Here is an 18,542-nt window from a genome sequence, read left to right as displayed (position 1 = left end):
CCCGCCGCGATGTCAGGCGACGTACTCGGCCAGATGCCGGCCGGTCAGGGTGGAACGGGCCGCCACCAGATCGGCCGGGGTGCCCTCGAAGACGATCCGCCCGCCGTCGTGACCGGCCCCCGGACCCAGATCGATGATCCAGTCGGCGTGCGCCATCACCGCCTGGTGGTGCTCGATGACGATCACCGACTTGCCGGAGTCGACGAGCTTGTCGAGCAGCCCCAGCAACTGCCGGATGTCGGCCAGGTGCAGGCCCGTGGTCGGCTCGTCCAGGACGTAGACCCCGCCCTTGGCGCCCATGTGGGTGGCCAGCTTCAGGCGCTGCCGCTCACCGCCCGACAGCGTGGTCAGCGGCTGCCCGAGGCTCAGATAGCCCAGCCCCACATCGTCGAGCCTCTTCAGGATGGTGTGCGCCGCCGGGGTACGGGCCTCGCCGGAGCCGAAGAACTCCTCCGCCTCGGCCACCGACATCGCCAGCACCTCGCTGATGTCACGCCCGCCCAGGTGGTACTCCAGCACCGACGCCTGGAACCGCCTGCCCTCGCACTCCTCGCAGGTGGAGGCGACCCCCGCCATCATCGCCAGGTCGGTGTAGATCACCCCGGCGCCGTTGCAGTTGGGGCAGGCCCCCTCGGAGTTGGCGCTGAACAGCGCCGGCTTCACCCCGTTGGCCTTGGCGAACGCCTTGCGGATCGGCTCCAGCAGCCCGGTGTAGGTGGCCGGGTTGCTGCGCCTGGACCCCCGGATCGCGCCCTGGTCGATCGACACCACGCCCGCGTCCGGCGGGAGCGACGCCATCAGCGAGCTCTTCCCCGAGCCCGCCACACCGGTGACCACGACCAGCGTCCCCAGCGGGATGTCCACGTCCACGTCCTGGAGGTTGTGCGTGTTCGCGCCGCGGATCTGCAGCGCGCCGGTGGGGGTGCGCACCGTCTCCTTGAGGGAGGCCCGGTCGTCCAGATGGCGGCCGGTCAGGGTGCCGCTGGCCCGCAGGCCCTCCAGGGTGCCCTCGAAGCACACCGAGCCACCGGCCGTGCCGGCGCCGGGGCCGAGGTCGACGACATGGTCGGCGATCGCGATCGTCTCCGGCTTGTGCTCCACGACCAGCACCGTGTTGCCCTTGTCCCGCAGCCGCAACAGCAGCTCGTTCATCCGCTGGATGTCGTGCGGATGCAGGCCGATGGTCGGCTCGTCGAACACGTAGGTGACGTCGGTGAGCGAGGAGCCGAGCTGGCGGACCATCTTGACGCGCTGCGCCTCACCGCCCGACAGCGTCCCCGACGGCCGCTCCAGCGACAGGTAGCCCAGGCCGATCTCCACGAACGAGTCCAGGCTGTGCTGAAGCGCCGCCAGCAGCGGCGCGACCGACGGCTCGTCCAGGCCCCGCACCCACTCGGCCAGGTCGCTGATCTGCATCGCGCACGCGTCGGCGATGCTGATCCCCTTGATCTTCGACGAGCGGGCGCCCTCGCTGAGCCGGGTGCCGCCGCAGTCGGGGCAGGCGGTGAAGGTCACCGCCTTGTCCACGAACGCCCGGATGTGCGCCTGCATCGCCTCCCGGTCCTTGGACAGGAACGACTTGCGCAACCGCGGGATCAGCCCCTCGTAGGTGAGGTTGGCACCCGCCACCTTCACCTTGGTCGGCTCCTTGTAGAGGAAGTCGTGCAGCTCGGCCTCGGTGTAGTCGCGGATCGGCTTCTTGGGGTCGAAGAACCCCGACTCGGTGATCAGCCGGACGTTCCAGCCCTTCTCCCCGTACCCGGGAATGGTCAGCGCGCCCTCGGCCAGCGACTTGGAGTCGTCGTAAAGCCGGGTCAGGTCGAAGTCGGTGACCGTGCCCCTGCCCTCGCAGCGCGGGCACATCCCGCCGGTACGGTTGAAGGTCGCCCGCACGGTCTTGCTGGCCCCGCGCTCCACGGTGATCGCGCCGCTGGCCCGTACCGAGGGGACGTTGAAGGAGTACGCGCTCGGCGGGCCGATATGCGGCTCACCCAGGCGGCTGAACAAGATGCGCAGCATCGCGTTGGCGTCGGTGGCGGTGCCGACCGTGGAGCGCGGGTCGGACCCCATCCGCTCCTGGTCCACGATGATCGCGGTGGTCAGCCCCTCCAGCACGTCCACCTCGGGCCGCGCCAGCGTCGGCATGAACCCCTGCACGAACGCGCTGTAGGTCTCGTTGATCAGCCGCTGCGACTCCGCCGCGATCGTGTCGAAGACCAGGGAGCTCTTGCCCGAGCCCGACACGCCCGTGAACACCGTCAGCCGGCGCTTGGGGATCTCGACGCTGACGTCCTTGAGGTTGTTCTCACGGGCGCCGTGCACGCGGATCCAGTCGTGGCTGTCGGCGGCGTGCGGCGCCGCCGGCAACTCCTCCGCTCCGGTGTCCCTGCTCATCATCTCTCCATCCAGTCACGCTGTTCACGCAGAACCGGCCTCAGACCAGCCTCCGCCCCGCCCGTGGCGCGGAACGGCATCCGGCCCAACGTCCCTGGTGACGGCCGGGTTCGTCCGGCCGCCCGTGGGCTGCCCGTCAGGGTAGCCGGAGTTGTCACCGATGCCGCCACCCCGTCCGGCCGGCCATGACCGTCACGCTAGCCACGCCTCCACGACCCCCGCTTCTCGATTCCTGACCGATCCGAACCCCCTCCTCGACAGGCCGGAACGCCAGACGTGAAAGGGCGGCCACCTTCTGTCGGCGCTGTGGCTCCCGGGAGCCGTCACGCGGGCGTCGCAGCGGTGGCGTAGAGGAGGTCGCGGAGCCCTGGCAGGGTTTCGCGGTCGGCGTGCCAGACCAGCCGCAGACTCAGCGCGGGCACGTCCAGGTCGAGCTTGGCCAGGGCGGCGGTGCGCAGCGCGGACGAGACCGCGAACTGCGGTAGCAGCGCGATCCCCAAACCCTGCTCGGCCCAGGCCCGCATCACCTGGACACCGCCGGCCGGGACCCTCGTCACATCCGGGCCGAAGATCTTGTCGGCCGCGAGATGGAACGAGCAGCCGGGGCCGTTGACCAGCAGCCGTTCACCGGACAGGTCGTCGGGAGACAGGTGCGGGCGCTCACACAGCCGGTGGCCGGGGGCGGCGACCAGTGCGAGCGGGACGGTGTCGATGTCGGCGAAGGTCAGCGGCTCGGGCGGGGCCGGGAAGCCCAGCTCGCCCAGGGCGTCGCCGGTGTCCAGCAGCAGCGCGGCCTCCAGCCGTCCGGCGGCCACGTCGGCGAGCAGGTCGTCGCGCCGCGTGGTGGGCAGCACCTGGACCTCGATGCCGGGCCGGCGTCCGGAGAGCCGGGCCAGGACCTGCGGGACGTGGACGGCGGCGAGGGTCTCCAGCGCGCCCAGCCGCAACCGCTGTGCCTGGCCGGTGATCTCGCGGCGCGCCTGCTCGGCCTGGTCCAGCAGGCGGCGCGACCAGCCGCGCAGCCGTTCGCCCTGGTCGGTCAGGCGCATGCCCTTGGCCGTCCGCTCGAACAGCGGCACGCCCAGTGACCTCTCCAGGGCGCGGATCTGCGCCGAGACGCTGGAAGGCGCCATCTCCAGCGCGACGGCGGCGTCGGTCACCGTCCGATGGCCGACGACCGCCTCGAAGATCCGCAACTGGTGTAGTTCCACGTACGGTGCCAACCGGCCGAGGCATTCGGACATTCCGAATGGTTCATGCGGAACCGCCGGTGGAGCGGCTGGAACCGCCTCGCCGAAAGTGGGGCGCATGACACTCGCACAATCGTCGCCCTCGCGGGAGCATGCCCTGGCGCCGTCCGGCCGCCGGACGCCGGCGCTGGTGGGGATCGCGCTGGGCTACTTCATGGTGCTGCTGGACATGACCGTGCTCTCGGTGGCCGAGCCGGACCTGGCGCTCTCGCTGCACGCCTCCACCGCCGGGTTGCAGTGGGCGACCACGGGCTACACGGTGGTGTTCGGCGCGCTGCTGCTGTCGGCCGGGGCGGTCGCCGACCGGTACGGCGCGCACCGCGTCTTCCGCGTCGGCGTGCTGGTCTTCGGAGCCGGGTCGTTGTCGGCGCTGGCCCCGACGCTGGGACTGCTCATCGCGCTGAGGGCGATGCTCGGCGCGGCCGGGGCGGCCTGCGTCCCGGCGTCGATGGCGATGATCGCGCGGCTCTACCCGAGGCCGGCCGAGCGCAGCCGTGCCGTGGCGGCCTGGGCCGCCATCGGCGGCGCGGCGGTCGCGGTCGGCCCTCTCGCCGGTGGCGCGCTGGTCGACGCGGCCGGGTGGCGCGCCGTCTTCCTGATCAACGTGCCGATCGCGGTGCTGGTCCTGGCGTTGACCGCGGGGGCGGCGGTGACATGCCCGCGCGGTGATCGCCGGATCGACTGGGCCGCGCAACTGGCCGCCTGCGCGACGCTGGCCCTGCTGACCGACACCCTGGTCGCGGCCGGCACACGGGCCTGGACGCACACCGCCGCCTCCGCCGCGATCATGGCGCTGATGGCCTCGGTGTTCGTGGCCTTGGAGCGGCGAAGCGCGGCTCCCGTCCTGGAGCCCGCGCTGCTGCGCACCCGTGGTGTACGGGCCGCGCTCGCGGCCGGCGCCGCGGTGAACTTCGCCCTCAACGGCAGCCTGTTCGTGCTGCCGCTGCTGCTGCGGACCGACCGCCACCTGGGCGCCGCCGCCACCGGACTGGCGTTCCTGCCGCTGACCCTGCCGTTCGTCCTCAACCCGCCGCTGGTCGGTCGCCTCACCGCCCGGTTCGGCTCAAGGCCCCCCATCCTGACCGGGATGGCACTGCTGGCCGCCGGCGGAGCCGCGCTCGGCGCGATGATCTGGGCGCGCGCCGGATACGCCTGGCTGGCCTGCGGGCTGCTCGCCTGCGGTCTGGGCGTGTCGTTCGTGCTGCCCGCCCTGGTCTCGGCGCTCATCAGCGCCGCACCGGCCGGGGCCGCGGGCGCGGGCGCAGGTCTGCTCAACGCCGTCCGCCAGGCCGGCGCCACCCTCGGAGTCGCCTCCATGGGCGCCGTCGTCAGCCTGGGCGCGGTGACCGGCCCGGCGACCGCACTGCTGCTGGCAGCGCTTGTGTGCACGGCGGCCGGGACGTGGTTCGCGCTCGCCACGCCCCGCCACCCCTGATCCCCCCGGCACGGCGCCCACCGGCGCCAGCGACTGGGGTGACGACATCAGGCTCTGGGACGTGGCCACCGGACGTGCGACCGCCACACTCGAGGAAGACGAGACTTTCAAAACGGCCTACGGAGTGGCGTTCGGCCTCGACGGCGAAATCCTGGCCAGCGGGTGACCCGGTCGGCCGATGGACCGGGACCAGGAGGCAGGCGTGGCCATCTTCACGTGCGGTGGTTGGAGTCGCTCAGCGCACCTTCCATAGCCGGAGCGTCGTGCCGACGCCGCACGCTGACCGCCTGGACGGTGACCACCAAGGCCGCCACCGCGCTTGTGATCGCCCTTTAGGGCGTCCTGGGGAGCCTGCTGAGCCTGCTCGGCCCGCGCACAGCCATCGGCCGGGCTGGCGCACTCCCCCTGCCGCACGTCGACCGCCTTCCCCGAACCGGAGCCGGGGCCGGGCCGTGCCTGATGGGCCGCCGCGACCGTCCATCACGATCGGGCGTGGCGGCGCACGGCGGCTTCAGGTTTGCGTGGGCTGATCACTGTTGGTCGCGGTGGCGAGGGTTTCGGCTCGGACGGCGCGTTCCAGGTGGGCCGCGGCGGACTCGCGGGCGGCGTCGCGTTCGGCGGTGAGTGCGGAGAGCCGGGCGTTCAGCGTGGCGGTCTCGGTGAGGTGGGCTTCGCGGGCGGCGTCGCGTTCCCGGCGGATTGCGGCGGCGGCGTCGCGGTCACGCTTGGCCTGTGCTTCGGCCTGCTCGGCACGTTCGGTGGCGGCACGGGCGGTGTGCTCGGCTTCGGTCAGTGCCGCGCGCAGGGTGGTCATCTCGTCCCGGGCGCCGGTCAGTTGTGCCGCCAGGTCGTCCAGGCGCGCGCGTAGGGCGGCGGCCTCGCCGGTCTGCTGGTCGAGTTGGGAGCGGGTGGCCGCGTGCGCGTCCCGGGCTTGGGCCAGGTCCTGCCGGGTGCGTTGGAGGTCCTGTTCGCAGGCGCGCAGCCGTTGGTCGGTCCGGTCCAGTTGTTCCTGGGTGTGCTGCGCTGCAGCGGTGGCGGTCTGCGCGGCGGACTCGGCGGCCTGGCGGGCCTCGGCCTCGGCGCGGGCGGTCTGGCGTGCGGCGTCGGCGGCGGCCTGGGCGGCGCGGGCGATCTCCTCGGCGGCCAGGGCTCGTTCTTCGGCCTGGGCACGTGCCCGGTCGGCGGCGTCGGCGGCGGCACGGGCGGCGTCCTCGCCCTGCTCGGCGGTGCGCCGCGCCGCCTCGGCCTCCCGTGCCCGCGCCGTCGCCTCGGCGGCCTGCCGTTCCAGCACGCCGTTGCGCTCGACGACCGTGTCGATGATCTCCTGAAGGCGGTCGGCCGCCTCGCTCTCGCGGGCGGCGCGGTCGCGGGCGGCGGCGGCCATCCCGGTCAGCACCGAGCGCAGCGCGGCCAGCGGCTCGGCCACCGCGGCGGCGGCCGGGCTGCGGTTGGCGGCATGCGCCTCGGCTTGGCAGTCCTTGATCACCCGCTGCTGGTCGTCCAGCTCGGGCGGGCAGTACTCCGGCCGCCGGCCACGCGTCTTGGGCGGCCGTGGTAGCGGCGTGTCGCAGTACTTACACCGTCCCCACGGTGCCGCCGGATCCGCCCCGGGCGGCACCCGCCGCCCTCCGCTGGACTCCTGTGCGCCTTCCACCGCGTCGATCATGACCTCATGCTCTCATGATTCTTGTTTCAAGGAATGTAATCCGGTGATCAGATTTCTTGGGAAGGGAATGAGGGCTAGCGCATAATCGTGGTTATACGCTGGCTGCGGCGCGATGCCCGGTCGAGCCTGCGGACCCGGCCCGGCCGTCACCTTCCGCTCGCCCTCACCCGGTGGTCCGGTACGACATCCCGCTCCACTCCCAGGGCGCTGTGAGAGCAGGGCTGCCGGCCACAGGGGTACTTGGCGGGTTTCCGTCCGCTGGATCGGCGCTTCCGCGAGTCCGGGGTCGTCGTCGCCAGCTCAGGGCGGGCTGGCGACGGGTGTGAGGACGCGTTCGAGGAAGGCTTCGCGTGCGGTCGGGGGGATGGCCAGAAGACGGAGAGCGTGGTTGATCATGTGGCTTCGGTCCGCCCGGACCGCCGGCCGGGTGGGCGGGTCTGCTGTGGGCCTGACCGCTCGGCCGTGTGTTCGGCTTTGGCCGGGTCCGGGCTTGCTGGTGCCGCGATCGTCCCCCGGCTCGGGTTCCGGGTCAGCCGGTCGGCGTTGAGGACGTCGTCAGGTGAGTGGCTATGCCCGATCTGCGTGGCGAAGGGTCTGATCGGCGGTGTCTAGCCGTCGGCGGTGCCGAAGGTCGCCAGGAAGGTGCGGACGGCGCTGCGGGCGATCTCGCGCAACTCGGCGTCGTCGATCTGGCGGGTGCCCATCCGGGAGCGTGCCTCCAGGGGCCCGGTGAGCAGGGCGATGAACTGTTCGGCCGCCCGGTCGGGGTCGTTGGCGCTCAGGCGGCCGGCAAGGGTGAGGCGCGCCAGCCGGTCGGCGAGAGCCTGGGTGAGACGGTGCGGGCCGTACTCAAGGACGATGTCGATGAGGTCGGGGAACTGGGTGATCTCCGCGTAGAGCAGCCGCCGCAGCGCGCATGAGCGGTCGTCGGCGTGCAGTTCCAGCAGTCGGTGGCCGACGTCGTCCAGGGTGGCGTGCAGGTCGCCGGGTTCTTTGAGCGGTTCGAGCGCGGCGAGCCGCTCGTCCAGCACGGTTTGGGCCGCGGCCTGCACGGCCTGCCGAAACAGCGTCGCCTTGTCGTTGAGGTGGTTGTAGACGGTGGGCTTGGCCACCCCGGCCTCGGCGGCGACCTCCTTGACACACGCCTGGGCGTAGCCGCGGCGAGCGAACACGGTGAACGCGCCCTCCAGGATCGCCCTCCGCCGATCGGCCTGCCCGCGCGTGATGGTCACGGACTCGATTGTACTGGCGGGTCCAGTTCGGTGAACCGGCGTCTTGCGGACGGTCTTAGAAGGCCAATAATTTGAACCCATGGGTTCAACTCCAGATGACCGCCTTGACCCCCGGCTGCTGGCGACGATCGGCGTGGTGCTGCTCGGCGGGTTGCTGGGCATCCTCAACAGCTCGATGGCCGCGGTCGCCACCGACACGCTGGCCGCCGCCTTCCACACTTCCCTGAGCACCGTCGGGTGGGCCTCCACCGGGTTCCTCCTCGCCGTCACCACCACCATCCCGTTCACCACCTGGGCCGTTGACCGGTACGGCGGCAAACGGCTGTGGCTGATCGGCCTGACGGTGTTCACAGGGGGCGCGCTCGCCGCAGGGTTGGCCTGGAACGTCGGAAGCCTCATCGCCTTCCGCAGCCTCCAGGGCGTCGGCGCCGGGATCCTCGACCCGCTCGTGCTGATCCTGCTGGCCCGCGCGGCCGGTCCCCGACGCGCCGGACGCGTCATGGGCCTGATGGGTGTCGTACTGTCCCTTGGCCCCGTCCTCGGCCCGATGGCCGGCGGCGCCGTCTTGAACGCCATGTCATGGCGCTGGATGTTCCTGCTCAGCGTGCCCCTGGGTGCCCTCGCGTATGTGCTCGCGCTGCGCATGATCCCGGGCGATCCCCCGGCCGACCCGCGAACGCACCGGCAGCGCCTCGACGTCCTCGGCCTGGCCCTGCTCGGCCCCGGTTCCGCCGCGCTGGTCCTGGCCCTGTCGCAGGCGGCCGAGCACGCCGCGTTCACCGCCTGGCAGGCGTTGTCCCCGCTGGCCGCGGGCGTCGTGCTGCTGATCGCCTATTGCGTCCATGCCCGCCGCCCCCGGCGCGTCCCGCCCCTGATCGATCTGCGGCTGTTCGCCAGCCGCGGCTTCACCGCCAGCGTCACCATCATGGGCCTGGGCGGTCTGGCCAACTTCGCCACCCTGTTCGTGCTCCCGCTGTACTACCAGCAAGCCCACGGACACGGCGTGCTCGCCGCCGGGCTCCTGATGGCCCCCGCCGGCCTCGGCGGCGCCATCGCCATGCCGCTGGCCGGACGGCTGTCGGACCGAGTCGGCACACGCGGCCTGGCCTGCGGCGGCGCGATGTCGGCCTTGCTGAGCGCGTTGGCCTTCACCTTCGTCGGAGCCGACACCCCCGAGGCGGTGCCGGTCCTTGCGGCCCTGACCATCGGTCTGGGAATGGGCTGCTTCAGCGCGCCCACCATGGGCTCGCTGTACCGCACACTGCCCGCCCCCATGGTGGCGCAGGGCAGCTCGGTGCTCTACGTCCTCAACCAGCTCGGCGCGGCCCTCGGCATCGCCCTGGTCACCCTCATCCTGCAGACCTCCGGCGACCCGACCTCCGGCTTCCACGGCGTGTTCTGGCTTGTCGTCGCGATGCTGACCATCGTGCTGGCCGCCATCCCGCTGCTGCCCGGCCGCCCCGTAGCCCCGGCCGCCCGCGAAGAACCCGCCCTGTCCGGAAAGGCATCGTCATGACCACGATCGTGATCACCGGAGGCACCGACGGGATGGGCCGCGCCCTGGCCCGCGGCTACCTCGACCGCGGCGCCACCGTCGTCATCGTCGGCCGTGACCCCGCCAAGGCCGCCACCCTTCCCGAAGCCCACTTCATCCGGGCCGACCTGAGCCTGGTCGCCGAGAACCGGCGCGTCATCGAGGAGATCAACGACCGCTACCCCGCCGTGCACGCGCTGGTGCTGTGCGCCCGGTATTTCCGCTCCACCCGGTTCGTCACAGCCGAAGGCTTGGAAGGCACCTTCGCGCTGGAATACCTCAGCCGGTTCCTGCTCAGCCACGGCCTGGATCGCCCGCGGGTCATCGTCAACGTGTCCGGGCCCGTGCCCGGCGCCCCCGTCGGCCGCATCCACTGGAACGACCTCATGCTCGAACGCGGCTACGACGGCGTCGCCGCCCAGATGCAGGCAGGCCGTGCCAACAACCTGCTGGGCGTCGCCTTCGCCGCCCAGCACGCCGCCGGCCCCACCCGCTACGTACTGATCAACCCCGGTCCCGTCTCGACCAGCTTCGCCGGCGAGTACGACGCGGCCACCGCGGCCCACGTCGCGGCGCTCAAGAGGCACGGCACCCCCGTCGAGGACGGCATCAAACCGATCACCGCCCGCATCGACGCCCCACCCGCCGAACCGCTCAGCGCCTTCCTCCTGACCGACCGGATAAGCCTGGACAACCCGTCGTTCGCCCCCGGCGACGCCGCCCGCCTTGACGACCTCACCCGCCGCCTGCTGCGCGCCCAGGAGCAATGAACCCATGACCGGCACATGGACCGCCGCCTTCCGACCCGACGACCAGATCGTGCACGTCCGTGGTCGCGGCGACCGCACTGGCGCGCGGACGTAAGGTTGGGCGGCGTGGGACTGCGACTCGTTCAGGTGAACTTCAAGGCGCGCGATGACGCAGCGCTCGGCCGGTTCTGGGCGGAGGCGCTCGGCTGGGGCGTCTCCAGTGAGGGACCCGGTGTGACCAACATCGAGCCCGTGGGTTTCACCTGGCCGGACCCCACCGCCGTCTGTGTCGACGTCGTCACCGTCCCGGATCCGGAGACGGTGAGGTACCGCGTGCACCTCGATCTCGCCACCACCTCCACGGCCCATCAGGCGGAGCTGGTCGCGCGCCTGAAGGAACTCGGTGCGACGCCCGCCGATGTGGGCCAGGGCGACGTCCCATGGACGGTCCTGGCCGACCCCGAGGGCAACGTGTTCTGCGTGTTGGAGCCCCGGGAGATCTACCGGGACACCGGACCGATCGCCAGGGTCGTGGTCGGCTGCGCGGATCCGCGGGCCATGGCGCGGTTCTGGGGCGAGGCGATCGGCTGGAAGCCGTACGAGGCGACCGACGATCACGCGGTGCTGCGCTCGTCCCAGGGGGTCGGGCCGTACCTGGAGTTCTTCCGTACGGCGCCGACCGTGTGGACGCGTGGCCATCTCGACGTGCTGCCGTACCCCGGCGACGATCACCAGGCGGAGGTGGCCCGGCTGCGGGATCTCGGTGCCACCGACGCCGACATCGGCCAGGGCGACGTGCCCTGGACGGTCCTCGCGGACCCGGAGGGCAACGAGTTCTGCGTCCTCGGACGGGGCTGACGCGGAAAGACCGCTCCGCCACGCGCAATCGGCCTCGTGTCAGGTCTTGAGAGCCCATGTCCTCACAACCTCATATGGTGCTGCCCTGGATCCTCCGCCGGACCAGGCCGCCTCTGCTGTCGTTGCGGTGCGTGGACTGCCCGTCCAGGTCGGCCACCGTCGGTGAGGCGCGGCTTGGTGTGATGGGGGTCGCGTTCGCCGCAATGTCGAGGAGGTCGCGTGAGCGTCGTCGGGCTACGTCCCGCCACACCCGCTGACAGCGAGTTCTGCTTCCAGTTGCACAAGGCGGCCATGGGCGACTACGTCGCCGCGGTCTGGGGGTGGAACGAGCAGGACCAGCGCGGCTACCACTCGCGCGCCTTCGAGCCCGGCAACTGGCAGATCATCACCGTCGACGGGGCCGACGCCGGGATGCTCAGCGTCGAGCACCGCCCGGCCGAGATCTACCTCGGGCGGATCGAGATCCACCCCGACCACCAGGGGCGCGGCATCGGCACCCGCCTCATCACCGAGCTGCTGCGTCAGGCGGGCCGGCAAGGCCAGGACCTGGTCCTGGACGTGCTGGCGGTCAACCACCGCGCGTACGCCCTCTACCGGCGGCTCGGCCTGCGGGAGGTCGCGCGCCACGGCGAGGGCCAAATCAAGATCAGGATGCGCGGTTCGGCGTCCACCGGGTGACCGGCCTTCAGGACGGGACGCCGGTCGCGGGTGCTTCATGACATCGGCGGGCGGTGGGTCTTGTCACACGGCCGTCCCGTCACACGGCCCGGAACGGCCGCGTCTTGTGTGTGTCAGGACGCCGCGCGCTCGATCCGCGCGGCGTGCCACACCACGAGCGAGGACGAAGCCATGGCAACCACCAAGGCGCGGGCTCCGGAGACCTCTTCGCGCCGCTGGGCCGCGCTGTTCTTCATCGGGCTGGCGCAGCTCATGATCATCCTGGACGCCACCGTCGTGAACATCGCGCTGCCGTCCCTCCAGCGGGACCTGGGGATCTCCGACGGCGACCGGCAGTGGATCATCACCGCGTACACGCTGGCCTTCGGCGGCCTGCTGCTGCTCGGCGGCCGGATCGCCGACCACACCGGCCGCAAGCGGACCTTCCTGATCGCGCTGGTGGGCTTCGCCGCGGCGTCGGCGCTCGGCGGCGCGGCGTCCGGCCCCGGGATGCTGCTGGCCGCCCGTGCCCTCCAGGGTGCGTTCGGCGCGCTGCTGGGGCCGTCCGCGCTGTCGCTGCTGACCGTGACGTTCACCCAGCCCGGGGAGCGCGCCAAGGCGTTCGGGATCTGGGGCGGCATCGCCGCCGCGGGCGGCGCGATCGGCCTGCTGGTCAGCGGGGCGCTGACCGACTACCTGGACTGGCGCTGGTGCCTGTACATCAACATCCCGATCGCCTTGGTCGCGGCGTTCGGCGGGTACGCGCTGCTGGACGAGTCGCGGCGTCCGGGCAAGGCGCGGTTCGACGTCCCCGGGGTGGTGCTGGTGACCGGCGGGCTGGTCGCGATCGTGTACGCCACCAGCAGGGCCGAGTCCGACGGCTGGGGCTCGGCGACGGTCATCGGGCTGCTGGCCGCCGGCGGCGTGCTGCTCGCCGCGTTCGCCCTGGTCGAAAGCCGGACGCGGCAGCCGCTGCTGCCGCTGCGCGTGGTCGCCGACCGCACCCGCGGCGGTGCCTACCTGTCCGTGGGCGTGGCCGTCGTCGGGATGTTCGGGGCGTTCCTGTTCATGACGTACTACATGCAGGTCGTCAAGGGATACTCGCCGGTCAAGGCGGGTGTGGCCTTCCTCCCGATGGCCGCGGCGGTCCTGGTCTCGGCCGGCGGGCTCAGCGCCCGGCTGCTGCCCAGGGTGCCGCCGCGGGCCCTGATCGTGCCCGGCCTGCTCATCGGCTCCTGCGGCATGCTGTGGATGGCCACGCTGGAGGCGGACACCTCGTACGCCGGGGGCGTGCTGGTCACGCAGCTCATGATCGGCTTCGGCGCGGGCCTGATCATGCCGGTGAGCCTCAACTACGCCACCCACGGCGTCGACCAGGGCGACGCGGGCGTGGCCTCGGCCGGCGTCAACACCGCGCAGCAGATCGGCGGCTCGATCGGCACCGCGCTGCTCAACACCATCGCCACCAGCGCGACCGTGGACTACCTGGCCTCGCACGCCTCCTCCGGCCAGGACCCGGCCGTCGCCAGGCAGGCGGTGGTGGAGGGGTTCGCGACGGCCGGCGCCTGGGCCGCGGGGATCATTTTGGCCGGCGCGCTGATCATCGCCGTCCTGATGAACACGCCGAGCCCCGGGCACCGGCCCGTCGAGGAGGACGGCACCGCCGGGGACTCCGAGCCCCTGCTCGCATCCCCCTGACCGCCGGACGCACCGATGACGTCGCTGCGTGAGGCGTCGCCGCAGGGAGGTCATCGTGTCGCCGACGAGGCACCGGCCGGCGGTGGTGAAGGCCGGGAAGGCGCGCCGCCCGCCTCCCAGAAGGCGGCGTAGCGGCCGCCGCGGCGCAGCAGCTCATCGTGGGTGCCCTCCTCCAGGATCCGGCCGGCGTCCAGGAAGGCGACGCGGTCGGCGCGCTGGACGGTGCGCATCCGGTGCGCGACCATCACCACCGTCCGGCCCGCCATCAGCCGGTCGATGCCCTCGTGGACGGCGGCCTCGTTCACCGGGTCCAGGGCGGAGGTCACCTCGTCGAGCAGCACGATGGGCGCGTCCTTCAGCAGCGCCCGCGCGATGGAGACGCGCTGGCGCTCACCGCCCGACAGCAGCGCGCCGCCCTCCCCGACGTGGGCCGCCCATCCGCCGGGCAGCCGTTCGATCACCTCGTCCAGCCGCGCCGCGGTCGCCGCCGCCCGCACCTCGGCCTCGGTCGCGCCGGGACGGCCCAGGCGCACGTTCTCCTCAAGGGTCCCGTCGAAGAGGTAGACGTCCTGGAAGACGATGGCGATCCGGTCCATCAGCACCTCGGTGCTGATGTCGCGTACGTCCACGCCGCCCACGCGCACCGCACCCGCGTCCACGTCGTAGAACCGGGCGAGGAGTTGCAGCAAGGTGGTCTTGCCCGCGCCGGACGGCCCGACCACGGCGAGCCGCTGCCCCTGCGGCACCGAGATCGACAGGCCGCCGACCACGGTGCGGTCGCCGTGCCGGAAGGTGACCGAGTCGAACTCCAGGTCATGCCCGGCCGGCCGGACGGGTGCGGCGGGCTCCGGCAACGGCTCGGTGTTCAGCACCGCCTCGAGCCTGGTCAGCTCGTTGCGCGCGGCGCGGACCCTGCCGCCGAGCTCGGCCAGGGACAGCAGCGGATCGGCGCAGCGGGCGGCCAGCACCAGGATCGACAGGACCTCCGCCGCGCCGATGCCCCCGCCGAGCGCGAGGTACGCGCCCAAGACCAGCAGCACGGTGAACATCGCCTGCACGGTCAGCGTCAGGCCCAGCACGCCGGGAAGGGCCGACAGCGTGGTACGGCGGGACGCGCGCCGCAGTTCGCTCAGCGAGTCGTCGAGCAGCCGGAAACGTTCGCCGGTCCGGCCGCCGGCGCGCAGCACGGGCTGGGCTTGCAGGTACTCGATGACCCGCCCGGTGGCCTCGTGGTCACGCGCCGCGCGGTCGACGTCGGCGGCGGCCATCGCCCGTCCCGTCCAGACCTGGATCACCGCCACGGCCGGGGCCGCGGCCAGCGCGGCCAGGCCCATCTGCCAGTTGAACGCGAGCATCACGGCGACGATCGTCAGCGGCGTCACGGACGCGGAGATGAGCGGGCCCAGCAGGTGCGCGATCACGCTCATCGCCTCCAGCACGCCCCTGCCGGCCAGGACGGACACCTCCCCCACACGGCCCGCGCCGTACCAGCCGACGGGCAGCCGGGCCAGGTGGTCGCCCAGCCGGTGGTACATGCCGTCCAGCAGCGTGGTCCCGGCGCGGAAACCGGACAGGTCGGCGACATAGCGCAGCATCCCGTAGACCGCGACGGCGGCGCCGAACGCGATCAGCCACGGCCAGGCGTCCTGCGGCGTGCCGCCGAACAGCGCCCGCAGCACGGGGACCAGCAGCGCGTACGACAGGCCCTCCGCCACCGCGGTCACCGTCATCAGGGCCACGGTGCGGCGCACGGGCGGTGCGTACCGGTGGCCCAGTACGCGCAGCAGCATGGGGATCATCGGTACGGGTCTCCTCCCAGTACGCCACCGCGGGTCTCGGCCTCGGCGCCGATCGCCGTCCGGTGGGTCCGCCAGAACTCGGCGAACTTGCCGTTGCGTGCCAGCAGTTCGGCGGGCGTGCCGCGCTCGGCGATCGCCCCGTCCTCCAGCACCACGACGGTGTCGGCGTCGGCGATGGTCTCCAGGCGGTGGGCGATGACCAGGACCGTCCGGTCGCCGCCCAGCGAGGTGAGGGCGCGGCGCACCGCCTGCTCGGTGAGCGGGTCGGCGAACGCGGTCGCCTCGTCCAGGACGAGGACGGGCGTGTCGGCGAGCAGCGCGCGTGCGATCGCGATCCGCTGCGCCTCGCCGCCCGACAGCCCGGCCTCGTCGCCGATCACCGTGTCGTAGCCGCGCGGCAGTTCCAGGATCCGCTCGTGGACGTTGGCCAGCTTGGCGGCGCGTACCACCTCGTCGAGGCCGGCCCGCGGTACCGCCAGGGCGATGTTGTCCGCGACGGACGCGCGCAGCAGGCGGACGTCCTGGAAGACGAAGGAGACCGTGCGGTAGAGCGCGGCGCTGTCGAGTTCGCGCAGGTCGACGCCGCCGAGGGTGACCGAGCCGCAGGTCGGGTCGAAGAAGCGGGGCAGGAGCTGGACCAGCGTGGACTTCCCGCTTCCCGACGGGCCGACGACCGCGGTGACCGTCCCCGGTTCGAGCACCAGGTCGATGCCGCGCAGCACCTCCTGATCGGCCTGGTAGCCGAACCGGACGCCGCGCAGCTCCACCCGGTGGCCCTGTGGGGTGAGCGGGCGTGCGGGCTCGGGCAGCGGGCGCACGTCGAGCACGTCGCGGATCCGGCCGACCGCGCGCCGCGCCGCCTGCATGTCGTCGAACCCGTGGCCGAGGGCCTCCACCGGCGCGGTCAGGCCCAGTCCCAGCAGCAGGAACGGCAGCAGGTCGGCCGCGGGCAGGCCGCCCTCGGTGATCAGGACGGCGCCGCCGATCAGGACGACCAGCAGCACGAACGGCGGTGACAGCACCACCTGCATCCCGGCGGCGATCCCGGCGAGGCCGCGCACCATCCGGTAGAAGCTGGTGACGAAGGAGTCCACGGCCTGGCGGAACCGGCGGTGCGCGCGCTCGCCGCCGCCGAACGCCTTGACCACCGCGATGCCCTGGACGAACTCCACGGCCGCGCTGGCGATCCGTTCCATGCCCGCGTCGAACTCCTTCTGCTCGCGCAGCCGGGCCGGGGTCATCATCAAGGGGACCAGCGCGACCGCCAGCGCCACCGGGATCAGCGTGATCAACGTGAGCCGCCAGTCGACGGTGAACAGGTAGACCAGCGACACCAGCGGCACCACGAAGGCGGAGATGAGCTCGGAGGGCGTGTGGGCGATGAACGGGTGCACGGCGCTCACGTCCTCCCCGACGACCTTGGCCAGCTCACCCGTGCGGCGCCGGGAGAGCCAGCCGAGCGGGACGCGTCCCAGCCGCTCGGCCAGCCGCCGGCGGAACGACAGCTGCACCCGGTCGTCGAGCAGATGCCCGATCCCGGACGACGCGGACGTGAACAGCAGCCGGGCGAACAGCCCGGCCGCTCCGGCGATCACGGTGAGCCAGACACGGCCCTCGTCGACCGGGCCGGGCGCCAGCAGCGTGCGGCCGAGCTCGACGACGGCCAGCAGCGGCGCCAGGCCCGCGACGGCGCCGATGATCTGGAGGACCACCACGGCGGTGAACGTATGGAGGTGAGGGCGCAGCAGGCCCGCCATGTCCTGCCCCGACTGAGAACCACTGGCGGCGACGCTCATCGCTCTGCCCTCAGGACGGTGAGGGCGACAAGGACGGCGGCGGCCAGGAGCACGGCGCCCAGGGCCAGGCCGAACGCGTAGCCGTCGTTGAGGCTTTCAAGGGTGACGGTGGGGCCGGTGCGGTGCTGGGCGGCGGTGCCCAGGGCGGCGAGCCCCAGCGAGGCGCCGATCTGGCGCGAGCTGTTGAGCAGACCTGAGGCGGTGCCGCTCTCGTGGGCCGCGACGCCGCTGGTGGCGGTGTTGACCAGCGGACCCAGGCACAGGCCGAAGCCGACGCCCAGGACGATCGAGGGGATGAGGACGTCGGTGGCATAGTCGCCGTCGGTGCTGATCAGCCCGAACCAGGCGAACGCGGCCGCGGTCAGGGACCCGCCCGCGGCCAGGAGGGTCCTGGGCGCGAGACGGTAGCCGAGCCGGATGGCGAGCACGGAGCCCACGACGACCGCGAGGGCGAGGGGCAGGAACATGAGCCCGGTCATGGCCGGCCCGGTCCCGAGCACGCGTTGCAGGTAGAGGGACATGAAGTAGAAGGACGACGCCATCGCGGCGCCGAGCAGCAGGTTGTAGGCGTTGGCGCCGGTGACCGAGCGGTTGGCGAACAGGCCGAGCCGGACCAGCGGCTCACGAGCGGTGGTCCGCTCGACGTGCACGAACGCGGCCAGCAGCGCGGCGGCGACCGCCAGGGTCACCAGCGTGACCGGCGAGGACCACCCGTACTGGTCGGTCCGGACGATGCCGAACACCAGCAGGGTCATGCCCGCCGTGGCCAGCACGGCGCCGACCACGTCCGGACGGCCGCCGCGCGCCGGGGGCGGGGCGGCGGCGACGCCGCGCCAGGCCATGAGCAGCGCCCCGGCGGCCATCGGCACGTTCACGAACATCACCCAGCGCCAGCCCGCGTACTCGGTGAGCACGCCGCCGATCAGGACGCCCAGGGCGCCCCCGGCGGCGTTCATCGCGCTCCACACCCCGAACGCGCGGACACGGGCTTTGCCTTCGGGGAACGTGGTGGCGAGCAACGCCAGCGCGGCCGGAGCCAGCGCGGCCGCCCCGATGCCCTGCGCGGCGCGGGCGGCGACCAGGTGGCCGGGTTCCTGGGCGAAGCCGCCCGCCAGGGAGGCGAGGCCGAACAGCAGGAGCCCGGACAGCAGCACCCGCTTGCGGCCGTACCGGTCGGCGGCCTTGCCGCCCAGCAGGAGCAGCCCGCCGAAGGTGAGGGCGTAGGCGTGGATCACCCAGGTCAGGCCCACGGCGCCGAAGCCGAGGCCGGCGGCGATCCGCGGGAGCCCGACGTTCACCACCGACAGGTCCAGGGACACCATGAACTGCACGACGGCCACCGCGGCGAGGGTCAGCCCCGGCCTGGCACGCGGCTCACGGGCCGCTCCCGCGCGGACCGAGCCTCCGCCACTCGACTCCACTCTGATCGCGTTCATGCCGGACATGGTGGTGGCCGGCCGGGTCCGCGGTCGTC

At 72.6% G+C, this 18,542-nt stretch carries 13 protein-coding genes; 6 read left to right on the top strand and 7 right to left on the bottom strand.

The window, feature by feature from the left end:
- Positions 1 to 12: 12 nt before the first annotated feature.
- Together QSK21_RS03950 and QSK21_RS03945 are read right to left on the bottom strand one after the other, a co-directional pair.
- The gene (locus QSK21_RS03950; RefSeq protein ID WP_285693786.1) at positions 13 to 2,394 is read right to left on the bottom strand and encodes an ATP-binding cassette domain-containing protein; all 2,382 of its coding nucleotides are present in this window, start codon (positions 2,392 to 2,394) and stop codon (positions 13 to 15) included.
- Between the two features lie 323 nt (positions 2,395 to 2,717).
- Positions 2,718 to 3,638, bottom strand: a complete 921-nt coding sequence (locus QSK21_RS03945) for a LysR family transcriptional regulator (protein WP_285693785.1) — start codon at positions 3,636 to 3,638, stop codon at positions 2,718 to 2,720.
- A 64-nt stretch (positions 3,639 to 3,702) separates the two neighbouring features.
- Between QSK21_RS03945 and QSK21_RS03940 the strand changes: the two genes are divergently transcribed.
- Positions 3,703 to 5,079, top strand: coding sequence for an MFS transporter (locus QSK21_RS03940; protein ID WP_285693784.1), 1,377 nt, complete (start codon positions 3,703 to 3,705; stop codon positions 5,077 to 5,079).
- A gap of 511 nt (positions 5,080 to 5,590) precedes the next feature.
- Here QSK21_RS03940 and QSK21_RS03935 read toward each other — a convergent pair.
- Positions 5,591 to 6,745 carry a coiled-coil domain-containing protein gene (locus tag QSK21_RS03935; protein WP_285693783.1) on the bottom strand — a complete coding sequence of 385 codons (1,155 nt, stop codon included), beginning with the start codon at positions 6,743 to 6,745 and terminating at the stop codon, positions 5,591 to 5,593.
- 608 nt (positions 6,746 to 7,353) lie between these two features.
- Positions 7,354 to 7,977 carry a TetR/AcrR family transcriptional regulator gene (locus tag QSK21_RS03930; protein WP_285693782.1) on the bottom strand — a complete coding sequence of 208 codons (624 nt, stop codon included), beginning with the start codon at positions 7,975 to 7,977 and terminating at the stop codon, positions 7,354 to 7,356.
- A 79-nt stretch (positions 7,978 to 8,056) separates the two neighbouring features.
- On the opposite strand from QSK21_RS03930, the gene QSK21_RS03925 reads away from it, so the two are divergent.
- The 5 genes from QSK21_RS03925 to QSK21_RS03905 all read left to right on the top strand — a co-directional run bounded on the left by QSK21_RS03925 (position 8,057) and on the right by QSK21_RS03905 (position 13,473).
- A complete protein-coding gene (locus QSK21_RS03925) occupies positions 8,057 to 9,493 on the top strand; it encodes a DHA2 family efflux MFS transporter permease subunit (protein WP_285693781.1) in 1,437 nt (478 codons plus the stop codon).
- On the top strand, positions 9,490 to 10,281 hold the full coding sequence (locus QSK21_RS03920) for an SDR family NAD(P)-dependent oxidoreductase (RefSeq protein WP_285693780.1): 792 nt from the start codon (positions 9,490 to 9,492) through the stop codon (positions 10,279 to 10,281). Before QSK21_RS03925 ends, QSK21_RS03920 begins: the two co-directional genes overlap by 4 nt.
- A gap of 105 nt (positions 10,282 to 10,386) precedes the next feature.
- On the top strand, positions 10,387 to 11,118 hold the full coding sequence (locus QSK21_RS03915) for a VOC family protein (protein WP_285693779.1): 732 nt from the start codon (positions 10,387 to 10,389) through the stop codon (positions 11,116 to 11,118).
- Between the two features lie 219 nt (positions 11,119 to 11,337).
- On the top strand, positions 11,338 to 11,796 hold the full coding sequence (locus QSK21_RS03910) for a GNAT family N-acetyltransferase (protein WP_285693778.1): 459 nt from the start codon (positions 11,338 to 11,340) through the stop codon (positions 11,794 to 11,796).
- A 171-nt stretch (positions 11,797 to 11,967) separates the two neighbouring features.
- Positions 11,968 to 13,473: an MFS transporter gene (locus QSK21_RS03905; RefSeq protein WP_285693777.1), complete on the top strand. Its 1,506-nt coding sequence runs from the start codon at positions 11,968 to 11,970 to the stop codon at positions 13,471 to 13,473.
- A 50-nt stretch (positions 13,474 to 13,523) separates the two neighbouring features.
- Here the strand turns inward: QSK21_RS03905 and QSK21_RS03900 are convergent, their stop codons facing one another.
- From QSK21_RS03900 to QSK21_RS03890, 3 genes are read right to left on the bottom strand one after another with little or no spacing between them, the layout of a single operon-like run.
- Positions 13,524 to 15,272, bottom strand: coding sequence for an ABC transporter ATP-binding protein (locus tag QSK21_RS03900; RefSeq protein WP_285693776.1), 1,749 nt, complete (start codon positions 15,270 to 15,272; stop codon positions 13,524 to 13,526).
- The gene (locus QSK21_RS03895) at positions 15,269 to 17,068 is read right to left on the bottom strand and encodes an ABC transporter ATP-binding protein (protein WP_285693775.1); all 1,800 of its coding nucleotides are present in this window, start codon (positions 17,066 to 17,068) and stop codon (positions 15,269 to 15,271) included. Before QSK21_RS03895 ends, QSK21_RS03900 begins: the two co-directional genes overlap by 4 nt.
- Entirely contained in the window at positions 17,065 to 18,504 is a 1,440-nt protein-coding gene (locus QSK21_RS03890; protein WP_285693774.1) for a DHA2 family efflux MFS transporter permease subunit, read from the bottom strand. The genes QSK21_RS03895 and QSK21_RS03890 overlap by 4 nt, the downstream gene beginning before the upstream one ends.
- Positions 18,505 to 18,542 lie beyond the last annotated feature (38 nt).

The organism is Actinomadura sp. NBRC 104412 (assembly GCF_030269515.1).
Lineage (GTDB): Bacteria > Actinomycetota > Actinomycetes > Streptosporangiales > Streptosporangiaceae > Spirillospora.
Note: the sequence above shows the minus strand (reverse complement) of the source record. Positions and strands in the feature narration are given on the sequence as shown.